This window comes from Oerskovia enterophila (genome assembly GCF_044748475.1).
GTDB lineage: Bacteria > Actinomycetota > Actinomycetes > Actinomycetales > Cellulomonadaceae > Oerskovia > Oerskovia enterophila.
Genome location: NZ_JBIVFZ010000002.1, coordinates 582,654 through 607,267 on the forward strand (window position 1 = coordinate 582,654; position 24,614 = coordinate 607,267).

Genomic DNA, 24,614 nt, shown 5'->3' on the forward strand with positions numbered 1-24,614 from the left:
TGGTGAAGCGGTGGGCCGGGCCCGCACGTGGCGCGGGCCCGCAGATCAGGGGGTCGGCACGCCCAGCGCGCGCAGTGCGCCGCGCAGCGTGGGCTCGACCGCGACCTGGGCGAACTCGACGGGCCAGCCCGCCGCGCGCCAGCGCTCGAGCAGCGCCATGAGCCGCACCGAGTCGAGGCCGTGGTCGGTCAGGTCGTCGTCGAGCCCGATCTCGTGGGCGGCCGAGCCGCCCACGCCCAGGACGTCGACGAGGTCCGCGAGCGCCTGCTCGCGCGTGGGGACCGAGGGGCGGGTGGTGGCGGTCATACGGGTCCTTCGGTCGAGGGGGTCGGGGTGGTCGGGGTGGTCGGGGTGGCCTGTTTGGCCGGGACGGCCGGCGTGGCACGCGTGGCCGACGGGCTCGCCCCGGCCCGCCGGGCCAGGACGTCCGAGCGGACGGGGACCACGAGCGGCCAGCCCTCGGGGTCCGCGACGAGGTGGGCGCGGATCCCGAACACCTGCTCGACGAGGTCGGTGGTCAGCACCTCCTGGGGACGCCCCTGGGCCACGACCGCGCCGTCCTTCATGAGGACGAGGTGCGTGGCGTACCGGACCGCGAGGTTGAGGTCGTGCAGCACGGCCACGACGGTGCGGCCCTCGTGGTGCAGGCGCGCGCACGTGTCGAGCACGTCGATCTGGTGCGCGACGTCCAGGAACGTCGTGGGCTCGTCGAGCAGCAGCAGCGACGTCTCCTGCGCGAGCGCCATGGCGATCCACACGCGCTGGCGCTGCCCGCCCGACAGCTCGCTCACGCGGCGGGTCGACAGGTCGAGCGTGTCGGTCGCGAGCAGCACCTCGTCGATCACGCGGTGGTCCTCGGCCGAGAGCGCCCGCAGGAAGCCCTGGTGCGGGTGCCGGCCGCGCGCGACCAGGTCGCGCACGCGGATGCCGTCGGGCCCGAGCGGGGCCTGCGGCAGGAACGCGAGCCGGCGCGCGACCTCGCGCGGCGGCATCGAGGTGACCACGCGCCCGTCGAGCTCGACCGTCCCGGCGCTGGGCCGCAGGATGCGCGCGAGCGCGAGCAGGAGGGTCGACTTGCCACAGCCGTTGGGCCCGACGATCACGGTCAGCTCGCCCTCGAGGATCTCGAGGTCGACGCCCTGGAGCACGTCGCGCCGGCCGTAGCCGACACGCAGGCCGGCGGTGGTGAGGCTCATCGCGCGGCCACGGGGAACGCGGTGCCCGCAGGGTCCGACGACGTCGCGCGGCCCGCGTCGGCCGCCTCGCCCGAGGTGACGGGCGCCTGGGCGGCGGCGCCGTCGGGCAGGGTGGGCGCGTCGTCCGAGCCGTCGCGGCGCGCGAGCACCGAGGCGAGCACCTCGCCGGCGCGGACGCCGAGCGTCGAGAGCAGCGTCGAGGAGAGCCCGTGCGAGTGCTCGGACTGTCCCACGAGGTAGAGGCCCGCGTCGGCGGGCTCGGTCAGGCGCACGCGGTGGTCGCGGTGCAGGTCCAGGGCGCCGTCGGCGTCGCGGCCCAGGAGTCCTGCGGCCTCCCGGCCGGAGCCCGCGGCACCCGGCGACGGCTCGGCGCGGGACCCGTCGTCGTCCCGCGAGCCGCCGAGCAGCGTCGTGGGATCCAGCGGGCGGTAGCCCGTCGCGAGCACCACGAGGTCGGCGTCCAGGACTGCCGTGGTCCCCGTGAGGTTCTCGGCGAGCGTGAGGGCGACCGGACCGTCCGACGGGTCGCGCACGTCGAGCACCTCGGTGCAGCGGTGCCAGTGCAGGCGGTCACGGCCGAGCCACCGGTCGCGGTACTCGTGCTCGTGCAGCGCGCGGATGGTCTCCTCGGCCACGACCGAGTAGTTGGTGTTGCGGTGGTGCGCCATGAGCTGGGCGCGGCCCGCGGGCGGGGCGTCGTAGAAGACGTCGACCGCCCCCGGGTCGAACACCGAGTTGGCGTAGGGCGTCGAGTCCGAGGGCGAGAAGCCGTAGCGCCGCGACACCGAGCGGACCTCGGCCCCGGGGAACCGGTCGTAGAGGTCGAGCATGATCTCGGCCGCGCTCTGCCCCGCTCCCACGACCACGGCACGCCGCACGTCGTGGTCGACGAGCGCGACCCGGTCGAGGTAGCGCTGGTTGTGCCACACGCGGTCCGACTCGACGACCCCGGAGGGGAGGCGCGCCTGGAGCCCTGCGGCGACCACGACGTCGCGCGCCCTGGTCGTGCTGCGGCCCTGCGCGTCCGCGACCGTGACGTCGAACGCGACGACCCGTCCGCCGTCGCGCACCGGGACCACCGTCTCGACCGTGGACCCGTAGCGCGTGACCCCGGCGAGCCGGGCCGCGGCCCACCGCAGGTACGCGGCGAACTCGACGCGCAGGGGCGTGAGGCTGCCCCGGTTGAGGAAGTCGACGAGCCGCTCCTGCTCGTGCAGGAACGCGAGGAACGAGTAGTCGCTCGTGGGGTTGCGCAGGGTCACGAGGTCCTTGGCGAACGCCACCTGCATGTGGGCGCCCTCGAAGAGCATCCCGTGGTGCCAGCGCGAGGTCGCCTGGCGCTCGTGGAAGACCGCGCGCAGCGGCTCGTCGGCCACGGCGTTGTGCTCCTCGACCGCGATCGCGAGCGCCATGTTGGAGGGGCCGAAGCCGAGGCCCAGGAGGTCGACGTCGACCTCGTGGCCGGGGCGGCGGGGGTCCTGCGTGCGGGAAGGGTTGCTCATCGCGGGCTCCACGGCTGGGTGCGGGGTTCGGGGTCGGCAGGTGCCGCGGGCACGGCGGCCGGGTGGGCACGGTCGACCTTGCCGACCGCGGTGGTGGCGAGCGCCTCGACGGTCTCGAAGCGGTCGGGGATCTTGTACGCGGCGATACCCCGCTCGCGCAGGAAGCGGCGCAGCACGGGACCGGTCGGCGCGACCGCCCCGGGGCGCGCCACGACGCGCGCGACCGCGCGCTCGCCCAGGTACTCGTCGGGCTCGCCGACGACGCTCGCGTCGAGCACGCCGGGGTGGGCGCGCAGGTGGTTCTCGACCTCGGCGGGCGCGATCTTCTCTCCCCCACGGTTGATCTGCTCCTTGGCCCGACCCACGACCGTGAGGTAGCCGTCGGCGTCGCGCGTCACGAGGTCGCCCGTGCGGTAGAAGCCGTCGGCCGTGAACGAGCGGGCGTCGTGCTCGGGGGCCCGGTAGTAGCCGCGGATCGTGTACGGACCGCGGGTCAGCAGGTGCCCGGGCTCACCGGGCGGCACCGGGTGGTCGTCGTCGTCCACGACGAGGACCTCGTCGGCCGGGGAGACGGGCCGCCCCTGCGTCCCGACGACGACCTCGCGCGGGTCGCCCGCCCGGGTGTAGCAGACGAGCCCCTCGGCCATGCCGAAGACCTGCTGGAGCGTGTCCCCGAACACCTCGATCAGGCGTTCGGCCGCGCTCGTCCCGAGCTTGGCTCCGCCGACCTGGAGGACCTGGAGCGAGGAGAGGTCGTGCGCCGCGGCGAGCGGCGAGGCCGCCCAGACGTGCGCGAGCGGCGGCACGAGCGCCACGTGCGTGACCCTGTGCCGCTCGATCAGGGCGAACGCGACGTCGGGCGCGCCGTGCGGGGACAGGACGACGGTCCCGCCCGCGTGCAGCACGCCCAGGACGCCGGGTGACGTGAGGCCGTAGTTGTGCGCGACGGGGAGCGCCGCGAGATAGGCCGAGTCCGGCCCGAGACCGCAGATCCGCGCGCTCTCGCGCACCGAGTAAAGGTAGTCGGCGTGCGTGCGCGGGATGAGCTTGGGCGTGCCCGTGGTCCCGCCCGAGAGCTGGAGGAGCACGACGTCGGACGGGTGGGCGGCGTCCTCGAACGGGCCGTGGGCCGCTGCGAGGTCCGCGCGGCGCACGTCGTCGAGGGAGTGCACCGCGACGTCACCCCGCTCGTCGTGCCCCGACAGGTCCTGCGCGGCCGGAGAGCCGCCCGCCACCACGACGTGCCGCACCGACCCGACGGCGGCGCCGACCTCGCGGGCCAGGGCAGCGTGGTCGAAGCCCTGCTCGACGCCCGCGGACACGAGCGCCACGGCGCCCGTGTGGGCCGCGAAGTACTCGACCTCGGTACGGCGGTGGGCGGGCAGCGCGAGGACGGGCACGATCCCCGCCCGGCCCAGCGCGACGAGCACCTCGACGAGCTCGCACGCGCTCGGGAGCTGGACCACCACGCGGTCGCCCCGGCGCAGGCCCAGCGCGGCGAACCCGTGCGCGAGCTCGTCGGCCGCGCGGTCGAGGTCGGCGTACGTGAGGGAATGGGTCCCCTCGACGCCCGCGGCGTCGACGAGCGCCGTCGCGTCGGGCCACGTGGCCGCGGCCTCGCGCACGAGCGAGCCGAGCGTCTGGTCGGTCCAGTACCCGGCCGCGCGGTAGCGGTCGGCCGTCTCGGTCGGCACCGGGACCACGCCGTCGAGCAGCAAAGGCGCCGGACGCGTGGGCTGCCGTGCGGGGACTGCGCTCACGAGACACCGCCGAGGGCGGACAGCAGCGTCGAGAACTTCACCGCGGTCTCGGCGTGCTCGCCCTCGGGCGTGGACCCGACGACGACGCCCGCCCCCGCGAACAGCCGCACTTCGGCGCCGCGCACCACGCCGCAGCGCAGCACGATCGCCCACTCACCGTTCCCGGCCTGGTCGGCCCAGCCCACGAGTCCCGTGTAGAAGCCGCGGTCGAACGGTTCGAGGGAACCGATGAGCTCGCGCGCGGCGTCCTGCGGGTGGCCGCAGACCGCGGGCGTGGGGTGCAGCGCGTACACGACGTCGAGCACCGAGGTCCCGGGCGTCAGGCGGGCCGTGACGGGCGTGCCCAGGTGCCACAGGTGCGAGGTCGCGACGAGCTCCGGGGTCGCGGGCACGTCCAGGTCCTCCTCGCGGTCGACGTACGCGCGCAGCACCTCGCGGATCGCGTCGGTCACGAACGCGTGCTCGCGCAGGTCCTTCTCCGAGGCCAGGAGCCGCTGGGCGGTCGCACGGTCCTCGTCGGGGTCGGCCGAGCGCGGGGCCGAGCCCGCGAGCGGGTGGCTGTGGAGCACGCCGTCGCGCACCGAGACCAGGAGCTCGGGACTCGCCCCGACCAGGTGCCCCTGGTCGCCGGGCAGCTCGACGTCGAACACGTACGCGTCCGGGTTGGCCCGGCGCACGGCCGCGCGCACCGCGCCGCGGTCGAGCGGCTCGGCGGCGGACACGTCGAGCGTGCGCGCCAGGACGACCTTCTCGGCCGCGCCGTCCTCGAGCCGGGACACGGCCCGCCCGACGGCGGCGCGGAAGACCGCGTCGTCGCGTCCGGGCAGCGCGTGCTCGGGCCGGGCGACGGGTAGCGGGCCCTCTTCGGTGGTGTCTGCCGGTGCACCGCTGGAGACCACGGGGTGCCACGACTGGTGCGCCGGCACCACGAGGTGCGCGGGGCGCGAGGGGTCGAACGGGATGGCCCCCACGAGGATCGGCGCGGGCTCGCCGGCCCACCGGGCCCCGGCCGCGCGGGCCAGCAGCTCGTGCGCCGCGCCCGCGACGGCCGGACCGTCCCACGAGGGCACGTCGAGCCGCGCACGGACGCCGTGCGCGACGAGGCCCGTCCGGGGCGACGCGAAACGGAACTCGGCGTGGCCGGGCGAGGCTCCGTCGTCGGGCGTCCCGGTGGGGGCCGCGAAGTCCGGGGCGCCCGGAGTTCCTGGGGTTTCTGCGGTGCGGCGCGGGCGGCGTGCGTGCGCCGGGTCGAGAGCGACCGCGGGCATCTTCGTGGGAGGTGCCGGGTCGTCGAGCACGGTGAAGCCGGTCATGAGGCGTCCTCGTCGGTGTCGATGGGTGCATGAAGACCTGCGCGGTCGTCCGCAGGGTGACGTGCGAGAGGTCGTGCGGTGACGCGGGGGGGTGGGTGGTGCCGGCGGTCAGCGGAGCGTGGCGCCGCCGTCGACGACGAGCTCGTGCACCGTGATGTGCCGGGCCGCGTCCGAGGCGAGGAAGACGACCGCGGCGGCCACGTCCTGCACCTCGGCGAGACGCCCCAGCGGGATGCCGAGCCGGAAGTCCTGCGGCGCGCCGGCCACGACGCGGGCCTCGGCCGGCTCGTCGAGGACGGGGACGTCGTCGGACCCCGGGGACCCGGCGAGCGCCGCGAGCATGGGCGTGCGGGTCGAGCCCGGCGAGACCACGTTGCAGCGGACCCCGAACGGTGCGAGCTCGAGACCGAGCGACCGGGTCAGGCTCGACGCCGCGGCCTTCGAGGCCGCGTACGCGGCCATGCCGACGCGCGGGACGCCCGCGGCGTTCGAGGCGACCGTGACGATCGCGCCGCGCCGACGGGAGGACAGGCGTCGGGCGACCTCGCGCGAGACCAGGTAGACGCCCGTCGCGTTGACCGCGAGCATGCGCTGCCAGTCCGCGAGCGAGGACTCGGTCACGACCCCCGGGCGCAGGACGCCCGCGGCGTTGACGAGGACCTCGAGCGGGCCGACCTCGTCCTCGACCCAGTGGACGAGACGAGCCACGTCCTGCTCGTCGGTCACGTCGAGGCGCACCGGGACGACGGTGCCCGGGGTGCTCGGCGCGGCGGCCGTGACGGGGGCGGTGCCGCCGTGCGGGGGCACGGTCGTGTGCGCAGGAACGGTCGGGCGGTCGAGGTCTGCCGCCACGACGACGTAGCCCTCGGCGGCGAAGGCGTGCACGACCGCGGCCCCGATGCCGCCCGCGGCACCGGTCACGAGGACGACGCGCGTGCTCATGCCCCCGCCACCGCGGGGACGCGTGCCCCGAGGTGCGTCAGCACGTCGTCGGTCGTCGCCACGACCGCACACCGGTCCGCGGCCCAGGCGAGGGCCTGGCGGTGGTGCGCGAGCGAGAAGTCCGCGACGGCGTCTCCGACGAGGAACGGCTGGACGTCGTGCATGAACGCGTCGCACGCCGTGACGAGGCAGCCGATGTGGGCGTAGACGCCCGTCACGACGAGCTGGTCTCGCCCCTGCTCGCGCAGGAGGTCGCGCAGGCCCGTGCGGACGAACGCGTCGTAGCGCCACTTGGTCAGCAGGGTGTCCCCCGGCTGCGGTGCGAGCGCGTCGATCACGACGTCGGTGCCGTCGTCCGGGATGCCCGGGCCCCAGAAGTCCGTGAGCAGGCCGCGGTCGGCGGGCTGCTGCGCGGGCGGCTGAGCGGTCAGGACCACCGGGATGCCGAGCTCGCGCGCCGTCGCGGCGAGCCGGGAGATGTTGCCGACGGCGTCCCGCAGGGCGGGCGACGCCGGGTCGAACGCGTCCACGAAGTACTGCTGCATGTCGTGGACGAGGAGCACCGCGCGAGCAGGGTCGACCTGCCAGGTCACGCGGTTGCTCGGGTACTCGTGCGGTGCCGGGCCGTCGTAGGCGGCGATCGTCGGCAGTCCCATGGTCCCCCCAGAGCCAGGTGTATCGAGCGGTTTGTCGGGTGAGTTAGGTAAACCTTTCCTCACTGAGGTAGACCTAAGCACACTGTCGACCCGCCCGAAAAGGGGTGTCCACGGAACGGACAGATCGTGACGATCTGCCATCTCGTTCGCTCTGGGGACCTGTCCGGTCCTTCGTCTCCACCCCCGGTGTCGCTGGGAACACCGACGGGCCGCCCGACCGGGTCTCCCCGCCGGACGGCCCGCCCCTTCTCGCGAGGGTCAGTCGAGCGCGAGCACCTCCTTCCCCGAGGCGCTCAGCTCCAGGTACGCCCGCCACGACCGCAGGTGCGTGATGTCGACCCCCTGCTCCGCGGCACGGTGCGAGCACCCGAACCCGACGACCGACCCTCCGTCCTCCAGGTCGACCTGCCCCAGGGTCATGGGTGCGGGCAGGTCGGCCAAGAACCGTCCGAGGGCCCCGTCGGTGACCTCCCAGACCTCGCCCTCGACGGGCGCCCCCTCGCCCGGCGCCACGCGGACGAGCCCGGGCTTCGGCGGCGTCGTCGGCAGGGCCACGAGCCGGTACGCGTCGCTCGTCCGCGTGGGGCCCACGTAGCGTGCCCCGAGGTCCTGGAGCTGTCCGTTGAGCGGCTGGCCCCGCAGGTGGGCCCCGAACACCGCGAGGCGCCGGACCGGCGGCCCGAACCGTGGCCCGCCGTCCCCCCGCCTCCCGGCCGCGAGTCCGACCTCTCCCGCGCCGACGAACCGCTCGGCGAGGTCGAGCGCCGACGCGTCGTCGAACGCCCGGGAGATGATGCTGATCCCGAAAGGCCCGCCGTCGGCCTCGCCCGCGGGGACCGCGACCGCCGCAAGGTCCAGGAGGTTCACGAAGTTCGTGAACGTCCCCATGCGGCGGTTGATCTCGACCGGCTCTGCCGTGACCGCCGCGAGCGTGGGGTGCTCGGTCGTGGTGGGCAGGACCAGGAGGTCGACCCCCGCCATCGCGGCGAGGGTCGCGACCCGTGCGCGCTCGAGCGTCTCGCGGTCCTGGACGTACCGTGCGGCAGGGATGTCCTTGCCGCCCAGGATGATCGCCGCGACCGTCGGGTCGAGCCCCGGCCCCCCGGCCTCGATGTGCGCACCGACCGCGGCGAACCGCTCCGCGACGATCGCGCCGTCGTAGAGGAGCCTCGCGGCGTCGAGCATCGGACGAATGTCGACCTCGACGACCTCGGCACCGATCGCCGCGAGCCGCCCGCGCACGCTCTCGAACGCCCCCCGCCATGCGGGCTGGAGCGCCGCGAGGCCCTCGCTCGTGGGCAACCCCACGACCGGTCGCTCGCGCAGCGCGGCCCGGGCGTCCACGGGCCACGTCCGGACGGTCGGGTCCGTCCCGTCCGGCCCGGCCATGACCGCGGTCGCGGTCACGCCGAGCCGGACGTCGCGCGTGAACGTGGTGACGACGTCGTAGCTCCGGCACGCGGGGACGACCCCTGTGACGGGCACGAGCCCGATCGTCGACTTGATGCCCACGATCCCGTGGAGAGCAGCCGGGACGCGCCCGGAGCCGGCCGTGTCGGTGCCCAGCGCGACGTCGACGATCCCCAGCGCGACGGCGACGGCCGAGCCCGAGCTCGAACCGCCCGAGACGCGATCGGGCAGCGACGCGTGCCGGACCGCGCCGTACGGGCTCCTCGTCCCGACGAGCCCCGTCGCGAACTGGTCGAGGTTCGTCTTGCCGATCACGACGCACCCGGCGTCCACGAGCCGCTGCACCGCGGTCGCGCTCGCGCCCGGCACCGAGGCGAACGACGGGCACGCGGCGGTCGTCGGGAGCCCCTCGACGTCGATGTTGTCCTTGACCGCGAGCGCCGCGCCGTGGAGCGGCAGGTCCTCGCCCGCTGCTGCCCGGCGGTCGACCTCGCGGGCGGCGGCGAGCGCCACGGCCTCGTCCACGACCGTGATCCACACCTCGGGCCGGTCGACCTCGCGCAGGCGTGCGTAGGCCGCGGCGACCCTCGTCGCGGCGGGGCCGTCCGCCCGGCCGTCTCGGTGACCGGCTGCTCGGCCGGTCACCGGCCCCTCCGGACCCTCGGGCCCCTCGGGGCCGTCCGGTCCGTCAGGGGTGAGCGCTCGCCCGTCGGTCGTCGCGTGGTCGTGCGTGGTCGTCATTCGGCTCTCCGTCGTTCGTGCGGGACTGGGCTGGGGAGGCGCCCCGGACCTGCTGGCCGGCAGGTAGGGGGCGCGACGCGTTCACGCGTCGGCGACGAGCACCAGCGGCGTCCCGGGTCCGACGAGCCGCCCGGGCTCGACCAGGAGGCGGGCGACGCGACCGGCGCCCGTCGCCGTCACCCGCAGCTCGAGCTTCATGGCCTCGAGCACGAGCAGCGGGTCCCCCTGCTCGACCACCTGGTCGACCTCGACCTCGAGCCGCCAGACGCTCGCGACCATGGGGGCGTGCACCACGTGGTGGCCGTCGGGGACGTCGACGTCGAGCGTGCCGTCGGCCGCGCCGGTCCCCGTCGACGGTCCGGGAGCCTCGCCCTCGCTCCCCCGGTCGAGCTCGCCCGAGGCCGCCCAGGCCGCGCGCTCGGCGGCGAAGGCGACGTCCTGGCGAGCGGTGAACGCCTCGATCGACCCCGCGTTCTCCGCGAGGAAGTCGAGGTGCTCGCTGAGGCCGAACGTCTCGTCGTCGACCTCGACGTCGAGCCGCCCGGCCGCGAAGTCGGCGCGCTGCTCGAGCAGCTCCTCGGGGCTCACGGGGTGCCACACGACCCGGTCGAAGAAGCGCAGGAGCCAGGGCTTGCCCTGCTCGAACACGCCACGCTGACGGCGCCCGCTCCAGATGGGCACGGTCCGCCCGACGAGCTGGTACCCGCCGGGGCTCTCCATCCCGTACACGCACAGGTACTTGCCCCCGAGGCCGACCGCGTCCGACGGGGTCCACGTGCGGGCCGGGTTGTACTTGGTCGTCACGAGCCGGTGGCGCGGGTCGAGCGGCACCGCGAGGGGCGCGCCCAGGTAGACGTCGCCGAGGCCCAGCACCAGGTACTCGGCGTCGAACACCGCCTGTCGCACGTCCTCGACCGTGTCCAGGCCGTTGATGCGCCGGATGAACTCGATGTTGGACGGGAGCCACGGCGCCTCGGGGCGGACGCCCGCGGCGTACCGGGAGACGGCCTCCTGGATCGAGGGGTCGTCCCAGCTCAGCGGCAGGTGGATGCGGCGGCTGGGCACGCGCAGGTCCACGGTCGCGGGCAGGTCCTCCTCGAGGTCCTGCAGGATCCCGACGAGCCGCCCGACGGGCAGGACGTCCGGATCGACGTGCAGGTGCAGGCTCCGGACCCCCGGCGTCACGTCGACCAGCCCCGCGAGCCCCAGGGCGAGCAGCGCCTCGGACAGCGCGTGGACGCGCATCCGCAGGCCCAGGTCGAGCGTCCGCTCGCCGTACTCCACGAGCACGTTGTCGTCGCCTCCGCGCAGGTACACGACGTCGGGCCGGTCTCCCGACGGCGTCCCTCGCCGCACGCCCGACGTGGCCAGGACGCCGTCGTCGCCCGTCGTCCGGACGGACCCGGGCGGGACGACCGGCTGCGCACGCAGCCGGTCGGAGCCACGGAGCTCGTCCGCGGCGGCCGGGGTCACCGGCACGAACCGGACGGTGTCCCCCGGCCGGATCTGACCGAGCTTCCAGCGGGCAGCCGCCACGACCGTGACCGGGCACGCGAAGCCGCCGAGGCTGGGTCCGTCGGGGCCGAGCAGGATGGGCGTGTCGCCGCTGACGTTGAGCGCGCCGACCGAGTAGGGGTTGTCGTGCAGGTTCGACGGGTGCAGGCCCGCGTCCCCGCCGTCGGGGCGCGCCCAGGTCGGCGCGGGCCCGGTGAGCCGGATCCCTGTGCGGTTCGCGTGGGACTGGACGCCCCAGGTGGTGCCGTAGATCAGCTCCATGTCGCCCCGCGTGAAGTAGGTGGGCGCCGGCTGGGGCCCCTCCTGGACCGCGACCTCCCACGCGTGCCCCAGGACGGGGCGGTCGGCCACGGGCACGACGCGAGCCGCAGCCCCGGTCGACGCCTCGGCCTCCCCCGGGACCAGCACGTCACCGAGGACGAGAGCCCGACCGGTGTACCCGCCGAACCCGCCGAGCGTGAACGTCGAGGCCGAGCCCAGGTAGTCGGGGACGTCGAGGCCTCCGGCAATCAAGACGTAGGTGCGCAGCCCTGCGTCGAGCGGGGCCCCGACCTCGAGCACGGAGCCTGCGGCGAGGACCACGGGCTCCCACTGGGGCGCGGGCTCCCCGTCGACCGTGACGAGCGCGTCGGCCCCCGTCACGCACACGGTCACGCCGTGCGAGAAGCGCAGCCGCGGCCCCGTGAGGGTGCACTCGAGCCCGGGCGCTCCCTCACCGTTCCCCAGCACCAGGTTGCCGAGCCGGAACGACAGGTCGTCCATGGGGCCCGAGGGCGAGATCCCGACGTCCCAGTGCCCCACGCGCCCGGGCCAGTCCTGGACGGTCGTCATGACGCCGGGGGCCAGGACCTCGATCCACGGCTCGTCGTCGACGACCGACGCGAGGGTCCCGGTCGTGTGCTCACCCGCGCGCACCACGGCGTCGTCGAGCGCGCTGCGCAGGAGCGGCAGGTTGGTCTGCAGGCCCACGAGCCGCGAGCCCGCGAGCGCCGCGGCCAGGGCGTCGAGCGCCGCCTCGCGGTCCGCCCCGTGCCCGATCACCTTGGCGAGCAGCGGGTCGTAGTGCGAGGTGACCTCCTGGCCGGCCTCGACCCAGGTGTCGACCCGGATGCCCGGCTCGTCCTCGGGGAGCGTGACGTGCGTGAGCAGACCTGCGCTCGGCCGGTAGTCCCGGCGCGGGTCCTCGGCGTAGACGCGCGCCTCGACCGCGTGCCCCGTGCGGGTCGGGCCCTCGTCGGGCACGCCGTCGAGGAGGTCGTCCTCGCCGCCCGCGAGGCGGAGCATCCAGGCGACGAGGTCGACCCCGGTGACGGCCTCCGTCACCGGGTGCTCGACCTGGAGACGGGTGTTGACCTCGAGGAACGAGAGCTCCTCGCGCTCGACGTCGTACACGTACTCGACCGTGCCCGCCGAGCGGTAGCCCACCGAGGCCGCGAGGCGGCGCGCCGAGGAGTGCAGGCGCTCGCGCAACGCGTCGTCGAGCCCTGGCGCCGGGGCCTCCTCGACGACCTTCTGGTGGCGGCGCTGGAGCGAGCAGTCGCGGTCGCCGAGGCTCACGACCCTGCCCCTCCCGTCGCCGAAGAGCTGGACCTCGAGGTGCCGGGCCCGCGTGACGAACCGTTCGAGGAACAGTCCCGCCGACCCGAAGCTCGACGCCGCGAGCCGCTCGACGCGCAGGTAGGCGTCGGTCAGGTCGGCGGGCCCGTGGCACGCGTGCATCCCGATCCCGCCGCCCCCGCCGACGGCCTTGAGCATCACGGGGTACCCGATGCGCCCGGCCTGCGCCAGGGCGTCCTCGACGCCGTCGAGCACTCCGCTGCCGGCGACGAGCGGGACCCCGCTGCGCGCGGCGGCCTCCCGGGCCGAGGCCTTGTCACCGAACACCCGCAGGTGCTCGGGGGTCGGCCCGACGAAAGCCATCCCGCGCGCCTCGACCGCGGCCGCGAACGCCGCGTTCTCGGACAGGAAGCCGTAGCCGGGGTGCACCGCACCGGCACCGGACTCCGCGGCCGCGCCCAGCACGCGCTCGACGTCGAGGTAGCTCTGCGCGGCGGGAGCGGGCCCCAGGTGGACCGCGGCGTCGGCGAGCCGGACGTGCGGTGCGTCGCGGTCGGCGTCGGAGTAGACGGCCACGGTCTTCAGACCGAGGCCCTGCGCCCCCCGGATGATCCGGACGGCGATCTCGCCCCGGTTGGCGACCAGCAGCGTGTCGAACATGAGGACCCCCGTGAGGACGGTCTCCGGTCGGTCCGGAGCACAGGTGGACCGGGGTGTATACACCTCGGTATCCAGTGCTCACACGCTAGGAAGCGGCTGTTTCGCAGGGTCGGTCACGCCGTTAAGCGCGTGTTACGAGACGGCCGGTCCGGTCGGGCAGGACCCGTCCGGACCGGCCGCGGCCGGTCAGCCCGCGAGCGCCATGCGGGACATGGCCCCGCTGGCCCGCTCCATGACGACCTCGAGCGACTCGCCCACGTGCTTGTGCAGCGCGGTCCTGGCCGCGAGCAGGTCGTCGGCCAGGACGAGCTCCATGATCTCGATGTGCTCGTCGACCGTGACCTGGATGCGCTCGTGCTCGATGAAGTCGTACATGCGCACGGCACGCACCTTCTCGTTGACCACCACGAGGGCGTCGGTCAGCCGCTGGTTGCCCGCCGCACGGGACAGCGCGGTGTGGAACCGCTCGTCGAGCATCACGAAGCCCGGGTCCGGTGGCGGGACGTCCTTGCGGATCTCGTACCACCGGTCGAGCTCGGCGCGCACGGCCGGGAGATCGTACGCGAGGTCGGCGTTCTCGATGATCCTCGACACCCCGCGCAGCTCGAGCGTGACCCGCAGCTCGTAGAGGTCGCGCAGGTCCTGGAGGCTCGGCAGCACCACGGCGTAGCCGAAGTCCGTCCGCTCGACCAGGCCGTCGGACAGCAGCCGGCTCAGCGCCTCGCGCACCGGCGTGCGCGAGACCTCGAACCGCTTGCTGAGCTTGGGCTCGGTGAGCCGCTCGCGCGGCCCGACGCGCCCGTTGAGGATCTCGGTCCGCAGGGCCGCGTAGACCGCTTCTCGCAGGGAGGTCGGCGCGACCTCCGCCGCCTCGGTCGTCCCACTCATCTGGCCCACTTCCCTCCGCCGTCGGGTCGTGCAGGCAGCGCCCGACCCGTCATCACACTGCCATCATCGCGCGCACGTCGGCCTCGGCGCTCGCGCCGCCCTCGCCCTCGGCGCTCACCCGGCCGGACTCGAGGACCACGAAGCGTTCCGCGGCCCCGAGGGCGAAGCCCACGTGCTGCTCGACGAGCAGCACCGAGAGCCCGCCGGCCTCGGTGAGCGAGAGGATCGCATCCTCGATCTCGGTCACGACCGAGGGCTGGATCCCCTCGGTCGGCTCGTCGAGGATCAGCAGCCGCGGTGCGGTCACCAGGGCGCGCGCGATCGCGAGCTGCTGCCGCTGACCGCCGGACAGCAGCCCGGCCCGGCGGTCGAGCAGCCCCCGCAGCGCGGGGAAGAGGTCGAGCGCCTCGTCGGTGCGCCGGGCCCCGTCGCGCCGCGTGCCGGCGACGAGCTGAAGGTTCTCCTTGGCCGTGAGGTCGCCGAACGCCTGCTGCCCCTGGGGCACGTAGGCGAGCCCGCGACGGACACGCTCGAACGTGGGCAGGCGCGTGATGTCCGTCCCGTCGAAGGACACGGTCCCCGTGCGCACCTTCAGCAGCCCGACGACGGCACGCAGCAGCGTGGTCTTCCCCGCCCCGTTGTGCCCCAGGACCGCGGCCACCCCGTCCGGGGGCACGCTCATGTCCACCCCGTGCAGCACCTCGGTGCGTCCGTAGCCGACGTGCAGGTCGGTGATCTCGAGCATCAGTTCTCCTTCGTCGTCGGTGCGACGGCCGTGCGGTCGGCCCCAGCAGAGGGGGCCTGGACGGCTGCCGTGCCCGGAGCCACGGGGGCCTCGTTCGGCGACGGCTCGTCGGGGTTGGCGGGCATCGGGTCGGCAGGCGCCCGGAGAGGCGCGGCCGCCTCGCCCGAGAGAGCCGGCCCGCCCGAGGGGACCTCCGCACCGGGCGAGGTCCCGGCCCCGGGCGAGCGGCGCCGTCGGGCACCGCGCGCGGCCCCTGCCGCACCGAGGTAGACCTCCTGCACGCGCGGGTCCGCCTGGACCTGCGCGTACGTCCCCTCCGAGAGCACCGACCCCATGTGCAGCACAGTGACCGACGACGCGAAGCTCCGCAGGAACTCCATGTCGTGCTCCACGACGACGACCGTGCGCTGCTCGCCGACACGCTGGAGCAGCAGCCCCGTCTGCTCGCGCTCGGCCTGGCTCATGCCCGCGACCGGCTCGTCGAGCAGCAGGAGGCGCGCGTCCTGGACCAGGAGCATCCCGATCTCGAGCCACTGCTTCTGCCCGTGCGCGAGGATGCCCGCGCGGGTGTCGCGCAGGTGCGCGAGACCGATCGTCTCGAGGGCCTGCTCGACCGGCTCGGGCACGCCCCGGCGCTGCCGCAGCAGCGTGAGCGGCCCCCGGCCGGCCCCCGCGGCGATGTCGAGGTTCTGCAGGACCGTGAGCTCCTCGAACACGCTCGCGGTCTGGAACGTGCGCCCCACGCCGGCGCGCGCGATCTTGTGCGTCTTGCGCCCGAGCAGCTCGGTCCCGCCGAAGCGCACCGACCCGCTCGCCCGTGTGAGCCCCGTGATCGCGTCGACGATCGTCGTCTTGCCCGCACCGTTGGGACCGATGAGGAAGCGCAGCTCGCCCTGGACGACCGTGAGGTCGACGCTCTGGACCGCGACGAACCCGTCGAACTCGACGTGCAGGCCCCGGACCTCGAGGTAGTCGTGACGGAAGCGCTCGTCGTCGGCCCCCAGGACCGCGTCGGCCGCAGCCAGGTCGATGCCCACCGGGGCCGGACCCTCGGTCGTCTCCATGTTCTCCTCCTGCGTCATGCCGACCTCCCGACGACGGGTGCTTCTTCCGGGGCGAGCCCCGCGGGCGGTGCGCCGGGCGCGGGCGGCGCGCTCCGGCGTCGGGCCCACCGCGAGACGAGCGACGCGAGACCGCCCGGCAGGAACGCGACGACCAGGACGAACAGCGCGCCCTGGAAGTAGATCCAGCCCGACGGGAACTGCTCGGAGAGCGAGGTCTGCGCCCAGCTCACCGCCACCGCGCCCAGGACAGGGCCCAGGAGCGTGGCCCGACCGCCGATCGCGACGCCGATGAGGAACCCGATCGAGGGCACGACGCCCACGTCGGCGGGCGAGACGATCCCGACGACCGGCACGAACAGCGCCCCGCCGATCCCGGCCATGGCCGCGGCGGCCGCGTACGCGACGACCTTGATCGTCGCGGGGTCGTACCCCAGGAAGCGCACCCGGTTCTCCTGGTCGCGCACCGCCACGAGGAGCTCGCCGAACCGCGAGAGCATGAGCTGACGGACCACGGCCACCATCACGAGCAGCGTGCCCGCGGCGATGAAGAAGAGCATGCGCTTGTTGACCGGGTCCGTCAGGTCGAACCCGAAGAACGACCGGAAGCCGTTGAGACCGTTGGTCCCGCCCGTCGTCGCCTGCTGCCCCACCAGGAGGATCGCGAACGCGGCTGCGAGCGCCTGGCTGAGGATCGCGAAGTACGCCCCCCGCACGCGCCGACGGAACATCGCGAGCCCCAGCACCACCGCGAGAGCCGTGGGGACGAGCACGACCAGGAGCACCGCGAGCACGGGGTTGCGCAGCGGCTCCCACCAGGCCGGGACGACGCCCGACCCGTAGAGCATCATGAAGTCGGGCACCCCGCCCGGGCCCGCGTCGGCCAGCTTGAGGTGCATGGCCATGATGTACGCGCCGAGACCGAAGAAGACGCCCTGGCCGAGCGTCAGCATCCCGCCCCGGCCCCAGGCGAGACCGATCCCGACCGCGACCATCGCGAGACACAGGAACTTGGCGAGCAGGTTGAGCCGGAACGTGGACATGGTCGCCGGGGCGACCGCGAACAGCAGGACCGCGGCGAGCGCGAAGCCCAGGAGGACCCGGCTGCGGGGGTTGGTGAGGAGACGCTGGAGGAAGGTCATGCGAGGCTCCTCGTCCGGACGGTGACCAGTCCTTGGGGGCGGACCTGGAGGAAGAGGACGATCACGACGAACACGAGGACCTTGGCGACGCTCGCCGTGGTCGAGTACTCGAAAGTCGCCTGGAGGATCCCGAGGCCGAACGCGGCGATCACGGTGCCCTTGATCTGGCCGATCCCGCCCGCGACGACCACGAGGAACGCGTCGACGATGTAGTTGGTGCCGAGCGTCGGGCCGATCGAGCCGAGCAGCGTGAGCGCGACGCCCGCGACCCCCGCGACGCCCGAGCCGATGAAGAACGTCAGGCGGTCGGTGCGGCGCGTCGAGATGCCCGACGCCTCGGCGAGGTCGCGATTCTGCACCACGGCGCGGATACGGCGCCCCAGGGGCGTCGTCCGCAGGACCAGCGCCAGGACGCCCACGCAGACGAGCGCGAGCACGAGGATGAACACACGCGTCCTGGGCACCCCGACGCCGAAGATCTCGACGGCGCCGCTCAGCCAGGACGGGGCGCGGACGTCCACGTTGGGCGCGCCGAACACGTCGCGCGCGACCTGCTGCAGCACGAGCGCGACCCCCCACGTCACGAGGAGGGTGTCGAGCGGGCGCCGGTACATGCGCGAGATCAGGGTCACCTCGAGGAGGAGTCCCAGGAGCCCGCCGACCAGGAAGCCGACCGGCAGCGACACGAGGAGCGACAGTCCCGCGTCCGAGACGATGCCCTGGACGACGAACGCGGTGTAGGCGCCGGCCATCATGAGCTCGCCGTGGGCCATGTTGATGACGCCCATCTGGCCGAACGTCAGGGCGAGGCCGAGGGCGGCCAGGAGCAGGACCGAGCCGAGGCTCAGCCCGGCGAAGAGCTGTGAGAACAGCACGTCCATGGGCGGTCAGCCTTCCGGTGGGGTGCGTGCGGGACGGGGGCGCCGCGCCCCCGGTGGGCCCGACGGCGGAGCGTGCGTTCCGCCGTCGGGCCCACCGGGGTGCGGGATCAGGTCAGGACAGGCCTTCGGCCCAGTCGTAGCCCGTGAGGAACGGGTCGGGCTCGATGGGCTCGCCCGAGCTCCACTCGGTGTGGATCAGCCCGTCGGGGCCGATCTTGCCGATGAGCGCCGTCTTGGCGATGTGGTGGTTCTCGCCGTCGACCGTGACCGTGCCCTCGGGGGCGTCGAAGGTCACGCCGCCGGCGGCCTCCTGGATGTCGCCGACCGCGAAGGACTTCGCCTTCTCGACCATGCCCTTCCAGAGGTAGACCGAGGTGTACGCGGCCTCCATGGGGTCGGACGTGACCCGGTCGTCGCCGTACTCGGCCTTGAAGGCCTCGACGAACGTGGTGTTCTCGGGGCTGTCGATGGTCTGGTAGTAGTTCCAGGCCGTGAGCTGGCCCTCGACGTTCTCGATGCCGATGCCCCCGACCTCCTCCTCGGCGATCGAGACCGACACGACCGGCATGACGTCCGGGCCCAGGCCCGCGTTCTTGTACTCCTTGAAGAACGCCACGTTGGAGTCGCCGTTGAGCGTGTTGAACACGGCGTCCGCACCGGCGGCCTTGACCTTGTTGACGATCGTGGAGAAGTCGGTGTGACCCAGCGGCGCGTACTCCTCGCCGAGGACCTCGATGCCGTTGGCCTCGGCGTAGGCGTTGATGATCTTGTTCGCGGTGCGCGGGAAGACGTAGTCGGATCCCACGAGGAAGATCGACGTCGCCCCCTGCTCCTTGAGGTAGTCGAGGGCCGGCACGATCTGCTGGTTGGTCGTGGCGCCCGTGTAGAAGATGTTCGGGGAGGACTCCAGGCCCTCGTACTGCACGGGGTAGAAGAGCAGCGCGTCGTTGTTCTCGAAGACCGGGAGCATGGCCTTGCGCGAGGCCGAGGTCCAGCCGCCGAAGACCGCCGCGGTGCAGTCGTCCGTGATGAGCTTCTCGGCCTTCTCCGCGAAGGTCGTGGGCTCGGACGCGCCGTCCTCGGCCACGACCTCGAGTTGCTTGCCGAGCACGCCGCCGTCGGCGTTGATCTCCGCGACCGCGAGCCGGAGCGAGTCGTGGACCGTCTGCTCGGAGATCGCCATGGTCCCGGAGAGCGAGTTGAGGAGTCCGATCTTGACGCTGTCGCCCGAGACGTCGACGCAGTTGGCCGCCGCGGACGAGGCGCTCCCCCCGCTCGCGTCGGTCCGGGCGCCGCACCCGGAGAGGACGAGCGCGAGGACGAGGGTTGCAGCGGGCAGTGCGCGTGCGGTTGCTCGTGAGGTGGCCACCGAGGTTCCTTTCACCGAAGGTCGACAGGACCGGAGCGCTCGGTGCCGAGCGGTCCGTCGTGCGGTCGGTGGGCGCCCTCTGGCGACCTTTCCCGGCCGTCCACGAGGGGCGTATACAACGCTGTGCCCACTGGTGTAGACGCTAGGGAGACGGTGTTTCGCCGGCGCTGCCCGCGGTGTTAACGCTCCGTTTCCCGGGTCACGATCGGGTCACGGGCTGACGCGCCATGCCGGCCGCTCGCGGGCTCGCAGGCGCCCGACGACAGTGGCCGCGACCGCGGCCGGGACCGGGACCGGGAACGCCGAAGGGCCGCCCGGCCAGGTCTCCCTGGCCGGACGGCCCTTCGTGTCAGCTGCGCAGGCTCCTAGGAGCCCGGCCGCGTGAGCGGACGGATCAGAAGTCCATGCCGCCCATGCCGCCGTCGCCACCCGGCATCGGCTGGTTCTTCTCCGGCTTGTCCGCGACGACGGCCTCGGTCGTCAGGAAGAGCGCTGCGATGGACGCAGCGTTCTGCAGCGCGGAGCGCGTGACCTTGACCGGGTCGTTGACGCCTGCGGCGAGCAGGTCCTCGTAGACGCCGGTCGCGGCGTTCAGGCCGTGGCCCGAGGGGAGGTTGCGGACCTTCTCGGCCACGACGCCACCCTCGAGACCGGCGTTGATCGCGATCTGCTTGAGCGGGGCGTCGATCGCGGCGCGCACGATCTGCGCACCGGTCGCCTCGTCGCCGACCAGGTCGGTGATCGCAGCGGTCTCGAACGCGACGGCGCCGGCCTGGATGAGAGCCACGCCACCACCGGCGACGATGCCCTCCTCGACGGCAGCCTTCGCGTTGCGGACAGCGTCCTCGATGCGGTGCTTGCGCTCCTTGAGCTCCACCTCGGTCGCGGCGCCGGCCTTGATGACAGCGACACCACCGGCGAGCTTGGCGAGGCGCTCCTGGAGCTTCTCGCGGTCGTAGTCGGAGTCCGACTTCTCGATCTCGGAACGGATCTGGTTCACGCGACCCGCGATGAGGTCGGCGTCGCCGGCACCCTCGACGATCGTGGTCTCGTCCTTGGTGACGACGACCTTGCGAGCCTGGCCGAGCAGGTCGAGGGTCGCGGTCTCCAGCTTGAGGCCGACCGTCTCGGAGATGACCTGGCCACCCGTGAGGATCGCGATGTCCTGCAGCATGGCCTTGCGGCGGTCGCCGAAGCCCGGAGCCTTGACGGCGACGGACTTGAAGGTGCCACGGATCTTGTTCAGCACGAGGGTGGCCAGGGCCTCGCCCTCGACGTCCTCGGCGATGATGAGGAGGCTGCGGCCGGCCTTCATGACCTGGTCGAGCAGCGGCAGCAGGTCCTTGACGTTCGAGATCTTCGACTCGACGATCAGGACGTACGGGTCCTCGAGGACCGCTTCCTGACGCTCGGGGTCGGTCTCGAAGTAGCGGGCCAGGAAGCCCTTGTCGAAGCGCATGCCCTCGGTGAGCTCGAGCTCGAGGCCGAACGTGTTCGACTCCTCGACGGTGATGACGCCTTCCTTGCCCACCTTGTCGAGGGCCTCGGCGATGAGCTCGCCGATCGCGGGGTCACCGGCCGAGATCGCGGCCGTAGCAGCGATCTCTTCCTTGGTCTCGATGTCCTTGGCGGCGACGAGCAGCTGGGCCGTCACGGCCTCGACAGCCTTCTCGATACCGCGCTTGAGGGCGATCGGGTTGGACCCGGCCGCGACGTTGCGCAGGCCCTCGCGCACGAGCGCCTGGGCGAGCACGGTCGCGGTGGTGGTGCCGTCACCCGCGACGTCGTCGGTCTTCTTGGCGACCTCCTTGACGAGCTCCGCACCGATCTTCTCGTACGGGTCGTCGAGCTCGATCTCCTTGGCGATGCTCACACCATCGTTGGTGATGGTGGGCGCGCCCCACTTCTTGTCGAGGACGACGTTGCGGCCCTTGGGGCCGAGCGTGACCTTCACGGTGTCGGCGAGGACGTTGAGCCCGCGCTCCATCCCGCGACGTGCCTCCTCGTTGAAGGCGATGATCTTTGCCATGGGGATTGATCCTCCGCTGGTGGCGTGTGACGGTCGGTCGGCGCCCGCGACGGACGGCTCGCGCACGACGACGTTCCTGTCACGCCGACTCGCGGGCCTCACCTGACGACCAGAGAAAACTGTCACTCTCATGACGAGAGTGCTAACGCCATTATTGGCACTCTGCCGGTGCGAGTGCAAGGCCGTTCGGTCGCTATCGCCCCCAGCGGAACGACGCACGTCCGGCTCGTCCTAGGATGCCCAGTGTGAGTTTCGCGACAAAGAGGTGGCGACTGGCGGTGCTGGGAGCGGCGATCGCCCCCGTCGTGGTGCTCGTGACGGCCGGAGCCACCCCGTCCCCGCAGCCGACCGACGTCCGGATCGACCTGTACCAGGACGGCGTCGCGACCGCAGGGCCCGGCACCCTCCTGCGGCTTCCCGCGGGCATGGACGCCACCTACCTCGAGGGCAGCAGGGTCCTCGACCCCGCAGCCCTCGATCCCGCCTGGCTCACCGCCGGCATCGACCCCGCCGACGGCGAGGTGAACCGGCTCAGCCAGGTCGCGGGCTCCCCCGTGACCGTCGGCTCGCTGCTCGACGCCGCGGGCGCCGAGCGCGCCGCGGCCTCCTCCAGGGCGTGGCTCGCCGACGGCCGGGTCCCGGGCGCCGGCACCCGCTTCGCGGGGCTCGGCGAGGACGCCCTGCTCGACCTGCACGCCCTGACGCTCGAGAACGGTGCCTCGCTCGCCGCCGCGTCCCCGCGCTGGCGCTTCGTGTGGCCGCGCGACTCGTCGTTCACCGCGGCCGCGTACGCGCGGACCGGTCACGTCGACGACGCCTTGCGCGTGCTCGACTTCCTGCGCTCGGTCCAGGAGCCCGACGGCTCGTTCCACGCCCGCTACCTCCCCGACGCCTCCGGGGTCCCCGACGACCGCGGGATCCAGTCGGACGGGAACGGGTGGGCCCTGTGGTCGGCATGGACAGTGCTCGACGAGATCGAGGGCCCCGAGGACCGGGAGGACGCGCGCGAGCGCCTCGCCCCGCTCGTCGACGCCTCGACCGCTCACGTGCTCGCCCTGCTCGACGACGACACCGACCTGCCTCCCCCGTCGAGCGACTACTGGGAGGTGCACCCGACCGACCTGACCCTCGGGACCGCCGCGCCCCTGCTCGCCGGGCTCGAGGGGGCCATGGCGTTCTACCGCGACGGCGAGCAGTGGGACCGTGCGGCCGACGCGGCGAGCGCCGCGATGCGCCTGCGGACCGCGATCGAGGACCGGTTCGGTTCCCAGGGCTACCCGCGCGCCGTGTCGGGCGGGGCGCAGGACGCCGCGACCACGTTCACGCTCCCCCCGTTCCAGCCCACGGCGCTCAGCGGGGCCGAGGACGCCTGGCGCTCCTCGGTCATGTCGATGCTCCGGCCGGCCGGGGGCGTGGCTCCGGGGGCAGGGTGGCGCACCGACGGCGTCTCCTGGACGCCCCAGACCGCGCTGTTCGCCCTCGCGGGCGCCTCGATCGGCGAGGAGGAGGCCGCCGAGAGCTGGCTCGACTGGCTCGCGGCGCACCGGACGGCCTCCGGCGCGATCCCCGAGAAGGTCCTCGCCGACGGCTCCCCCGCGGCGGTCGCACCGCTCACGTGGAGCTCGTCGCTCGTGGTGCTGACCCTGGTCGAGCTCGAGGACCGGCGCATCGAAGCGGCTGAGGCGCTGGCACCCTGAACCGGGCCATGTCCGGCCCCGAGGCGTGCGCGCTCACCCGCCCCGGTGGCCCCTGCCGTCAGGGCGCCAGGGCCGGCAGGTGCGGGACGTCGAACTCCCGGCGCAGGACGCGCTGGGCCGCGTACCAGCCCCCGAGCCCGTGGACCCCGGGGCCCGGCGGGGTCGAGGCCGAGCAGAGGTAGACCCCGTCGAGACCCGTCGCGTACGGGTCGAGGCGCGCGCTCGGGCGCGCGAGGACGCGCCACATGCTGACGGCCCCCGCCGCGATGTCCCCACCCACGTAGTTGGCGTTGTGCTCGCTCATGCGCGCCGCGGGCACGCACCGCGAGGTCACGACGACGTCGCGGAAGCCGGGAGCGAAGCGCTCGATCTGGGCGGTGATCGCCTCGGTGACGTCGAGCGTGGACCCGGCCGGGACGTGCGCGTACGTCCACAGCGGTCGCAGGTCGCCGACCCTCCGTGACGGATCGACGACGCTCGGTTCGCTCACGAGGACCATGGGCCGCTCGGCGTGGCGACCGGCCTCGACCGCAGCCTCCGCGGCAGCCATCTCGGCGCGCGTGCCGCCCACGTGAACCGTCCCGGCGAGCCCGACCTCGGCGTTCTGCCACGGCACAGGACCACGCAGCACGAAGTCGACCTTGGCGGCCGCGTTGCCGTAGGGGAATGCCGTGAGCGCCCTGGCGGCACGTCCGGTGAGACGGGAACCGAACACCTCGACCACGGTGCGGGGCGTCGTGTCGAAGATGACGGCCCGGGCCGGGGGGAGGTCCGACTCCGAGCGCACGGGATGATCGGTGACCACCTCGCCGCCGTGCGCCTCCAGGTCCGCGACCAGTGCGGTCACGATCGCCCCCGAGCCGCCGCGAGGGACCGGCCAGCCGCCCTCGGTGTGCGCGAGCGACGCGAGCAGCATCGCGACCCCTGCCGAGGCCAGCGACGGCATGGGCGCGATCCCGTGCGCCGCGACCCCTGTGAAGAGTGCGGGCGCGACGTCCCCCACGAAGCGCCGGTCCCAGGCCCGGGTGCCTTGCTCGAGCACACCGAGGCCGAACCGGGCCGCGGTCGGCACCCCGCGCGGGAGGAGTCCCGCCGGGATGCTCCGTTTGTCGCCCAGAGCGGTCGCGACCGCGTGGCCCGTGTTCCGGGACAGCGAGCCGACGAGCGAACGCCAGGCGGCGCCGTCGACCCCCAGCCCGTCGACCGTCCGGTCGAGGTCCCGGTAGGCGATCCCCGCGCGACCGCCCGGCAGCGGCTGGGCGTACGAGACGTCGGGGACGAGCAGCTCGACGCCACGCGAGGGCAGGTCGAACGCCTGGAAGAACGGCGACGCCCACGCCATGGGGTGCACGGCGGAACAGATGTCGTGGACCATGCCCTCGGCCAGACCCAGGTCCAGGGTGCGGGACCCGCCCCCGACCGTGGGTTGCGCCTCCAGGACCCGCACGGACAGCCCTGCCCTGGCGCACGTCACCGCCGCGGCGAGGCCGTTCGGCCCGGATCCGACGACGACGACGTCCACCTCGGTCAGGTGACGCGCCGGGGTCACG

General features: G+C 73.7%; 18 protein-coding genes. 1 reads left to right on the forward strand and 17 read right to left on the reverse strand.

All coding sequences use genetic code 11. The annotated features are described in order from the left end of the window. Positions 1–45 precede the first annotated feature (45 nt). The 16 genes from ACIPWA_RS07130 to groL form a co-directional block, all read right to left on the reverse strand. Complete coding sequence (locus ACIPWA_RS07130) at positions 46–306, reverse strand: phosphopantetheine-binding protein (protein WP_400289121.1); 261 nt, start codon at positions 304–306, stop codon at positions 46–48. Further along, entirely contained in the window at positions 303–1,196 is an 894-nt protein-coding gene (locus tag ACIPWA_RS07135) for an ABC transporter ATP-binding protein (RefSeq protein ID WP_400289124.1), read from the reverse strand. The genes ACIPWA_RS07130 and ACIPWA_RS07135 overlap by 4 nt, the downstream gene beginning before the upstream one ends. Beyond that, the gene (locus ACIPWA_RS07140; RefSeq protein WP_400289127.1) at positions 1,193–2,698 is read right to left on the reverse strand and encodes a lysine N(6)-hydroxylase/L-ornithine N(5)-oxygenase family protein; all 1,506 of its coding nucleotides are present in this window, start codon (positions 2,696–2,698) and stop codon (positions 1,193–1,195) included. The genes ACIPWA_RS07135 and ACIPWA_RS07140 overlap by 4 nt, the downstream gene beginning before the upstream one ends. Beyond that, the gene (locus ACIPWA_RS07145) at positions 2,695–4,458 is read right to left on the reverse strand and encodes a (2,3-dihydroxybenzoyl)adenylate synthase (RefSeq protein ID WP_400289129.1); all 1,764 of its coding nucleotides are present in this window, start codon (positions 4,456–4,458) and stop codon (positions 2,695–2,697) included. Before ACIPWA_RS07145 ends, ACIPWA_RS07140 begins: the two co-directional genes overlap by 4 nt. Continuing rightward, positions 4,455–5,771 carry an isochorismate synthase gene (locus ACIPWA_RS07150; RefSeq protein ID WP_400289131.1) on the reverse strand — a complete coding sequence of 439 codons (1,317 nt, stop codon included), beginning with the start codon at positions 5,769–5,771 and terminating at the stop codon, positions 4,455–4,457. The genes ACIPWA_RS07145 and ACIPWA_RS07150 overlap by 4 nt, the downstream gene beginning before the upstream one ends. 108 nt (positions 5,772–5,879) lie before the next feature. Then, entirely contained in the window at positions 5,880–6,713 is an 834-nt protein-coding gene (locus ACIPWA_RS07155) for an SDR family oxidoreductase (RefSeq protein ID WP_400289133.1), read from the reverse strand. Next, complete coding sequence (locus tag ACIPWA_RS07160) at positions 6,710–7,369, reverse strand: isochorismatase family protein (protein WP_068627583.1); 660 nt, start codon at positions 7,367–7,369, stop codon at positions 6,710–6,712. Before ACIPWA_RS07160 ends, ACIPWA_RS07155 begins: the two co-directional genes overlap by 4 nt. Before the next feature lie 258 nt (positions 7,370–7,627). Further along, a complete protein-coding gene (gene atzF, locus ACIPWA_RS07165) occupies positions 7,628–9,520 on the reverse strand; it encodes an allophanate hydrolase (RefSeq protein WP_400289136.1) in 1,893 nt (630 codons plus the stop codon). 81 nt (positions 9,521–9,601) lie between these two features. After that, positions 9,602–13,252, reverse strand: a complete 3,651-nt coding sequence (gene uca / locus ACIPWA_RS07170) for an urea carboxylase (protein ID WP_400289138.1) — start codon at positions 13,250–13,252, stop codon at positions 9,602–9,604. Positions 13,253–13,438: 186 nt separating this feature from the next. After that, on the reverse strand, positions 13,439–14,140 hold the full coding sequence (locus ACIPWA_RS07175) for a GntR family transcriptional regulator (RefSeq protein WP_400289140.1): 702 nt from the start codon (positions 14,138–14,140) through the stop codon (positions 13,439–13,441). A 52-nt stretch (positions 14,141–14,192) separates the two neighbouring features. After that, entirely contained in the window at positions 14,193–14,885 is a 693-nt protein-coding gene (urtE, locus tag ACIPWA_RS07180; protein WP_400289142.1) for an urea ABC transporter ATP-binding subunit UrtE, read from the reverse strand. Continuing rightward, complete coding sequence (urtD, locus tag ACIPWA_RS07185) at positions 14,885–15,967, reverse strand: urea ABC transporter ATP-binding protein UrtD (protein WP_400289144.1); 1,083 nt, start codon at positions 15,965–15,967, stop codon at positions 14,885–14,887. Before urtD ends, urtE begins: the two co-directional genes overlap by 1 nt. Further along, on the reverse strand, positions 15,964–17,088 hold the full coding sequence (gene urtC / locus ACIPWA_RS07190; protein ID WP_400289147.1) for an urea ABC transporter permease subunit UrtC: 1,125 nt from the start codon (positions 17,086–17,088) through the stop codon (positions 15,964–15,966). Before urtC ends, urtD begins: the two co-directional genes overlap by 4 nt. After that, positions 17,085–17,969, reverse strand: coding sequence for an urea ABC transporter permease subunit UrtB (gene urtB, locus ACIPWA_RS07195; RefSeq protein WP_400289149.1), 885 nt, complete (start codon positions 17,967–17,969; stop codon positions 17,085–17,087). Before urtB ends, urtC begins: the two co-directional genes overlap by 4 nt. A 112-nt stretch (positions 17,970–18,081) precedes the next feature. Then, positions 18,082–19,338: an urea ABC transporter substrate-binding protein gene (gene urtA, locus ACIPWA_RS07200; RefSeq protein WP_400289151.1), complete on the reverse strand. Its 1,257-nt coding sequence runs from the start codon at positions 19,336–19,338 to the stop codon at positions 18,082–18,084. Between the two features lie 394 nt (positions 19,339–19,732). After that, the gene (gene groL / locus ACIPWA_RS07205) at positions 19,733–21,367 is read right to left on the reverse strand and encodes a chaperonin GroEL (protein ID WP_056645303.1); all 1,635 of its coding nucleotides are present in this window, start codon (positions 21,365–21,367) and stop codon (positions 19,733–19,735) included. Positions 21,368–21,603: 236 nt separating this feature from the next. On the opposite strand from groL, the gene ACIPWA_RS07210 reads away from it, so the two are divergent. Further along, positions 21,604–23,064: a glycoside hydrolase family 15 protein gene (locus ACIPWA_RS07210; protein WP_400289154.1), complete on the forward strand. Its 1,461-nt coding sequence runs from the start codon at positions 21,604–21,606 to the stop codon at positions 23,062–23,064. Positions 23,065–23,122: 58 nt separating this feature from the next. On the opposite strand, the gene ACIPWA_RS07215 is transcribed toward ACIPWA_RS07210, so the two are convergent. Continuing rightward, the gene (locus ACIPWA_RS07215) at positions 23,123–24,613 is read right to left on the reverse strand and encodes a phytoene desaturase family protein (RefSeq protein WP_400289156.1); all 1,491 of its coding nucleotides are present in this window, start codon (positions 24,611–24,613) and stop codon (positions 23,123–23,125) included. Between the last annotated feature and the right edge of the window lies 1 nt (position 24,614).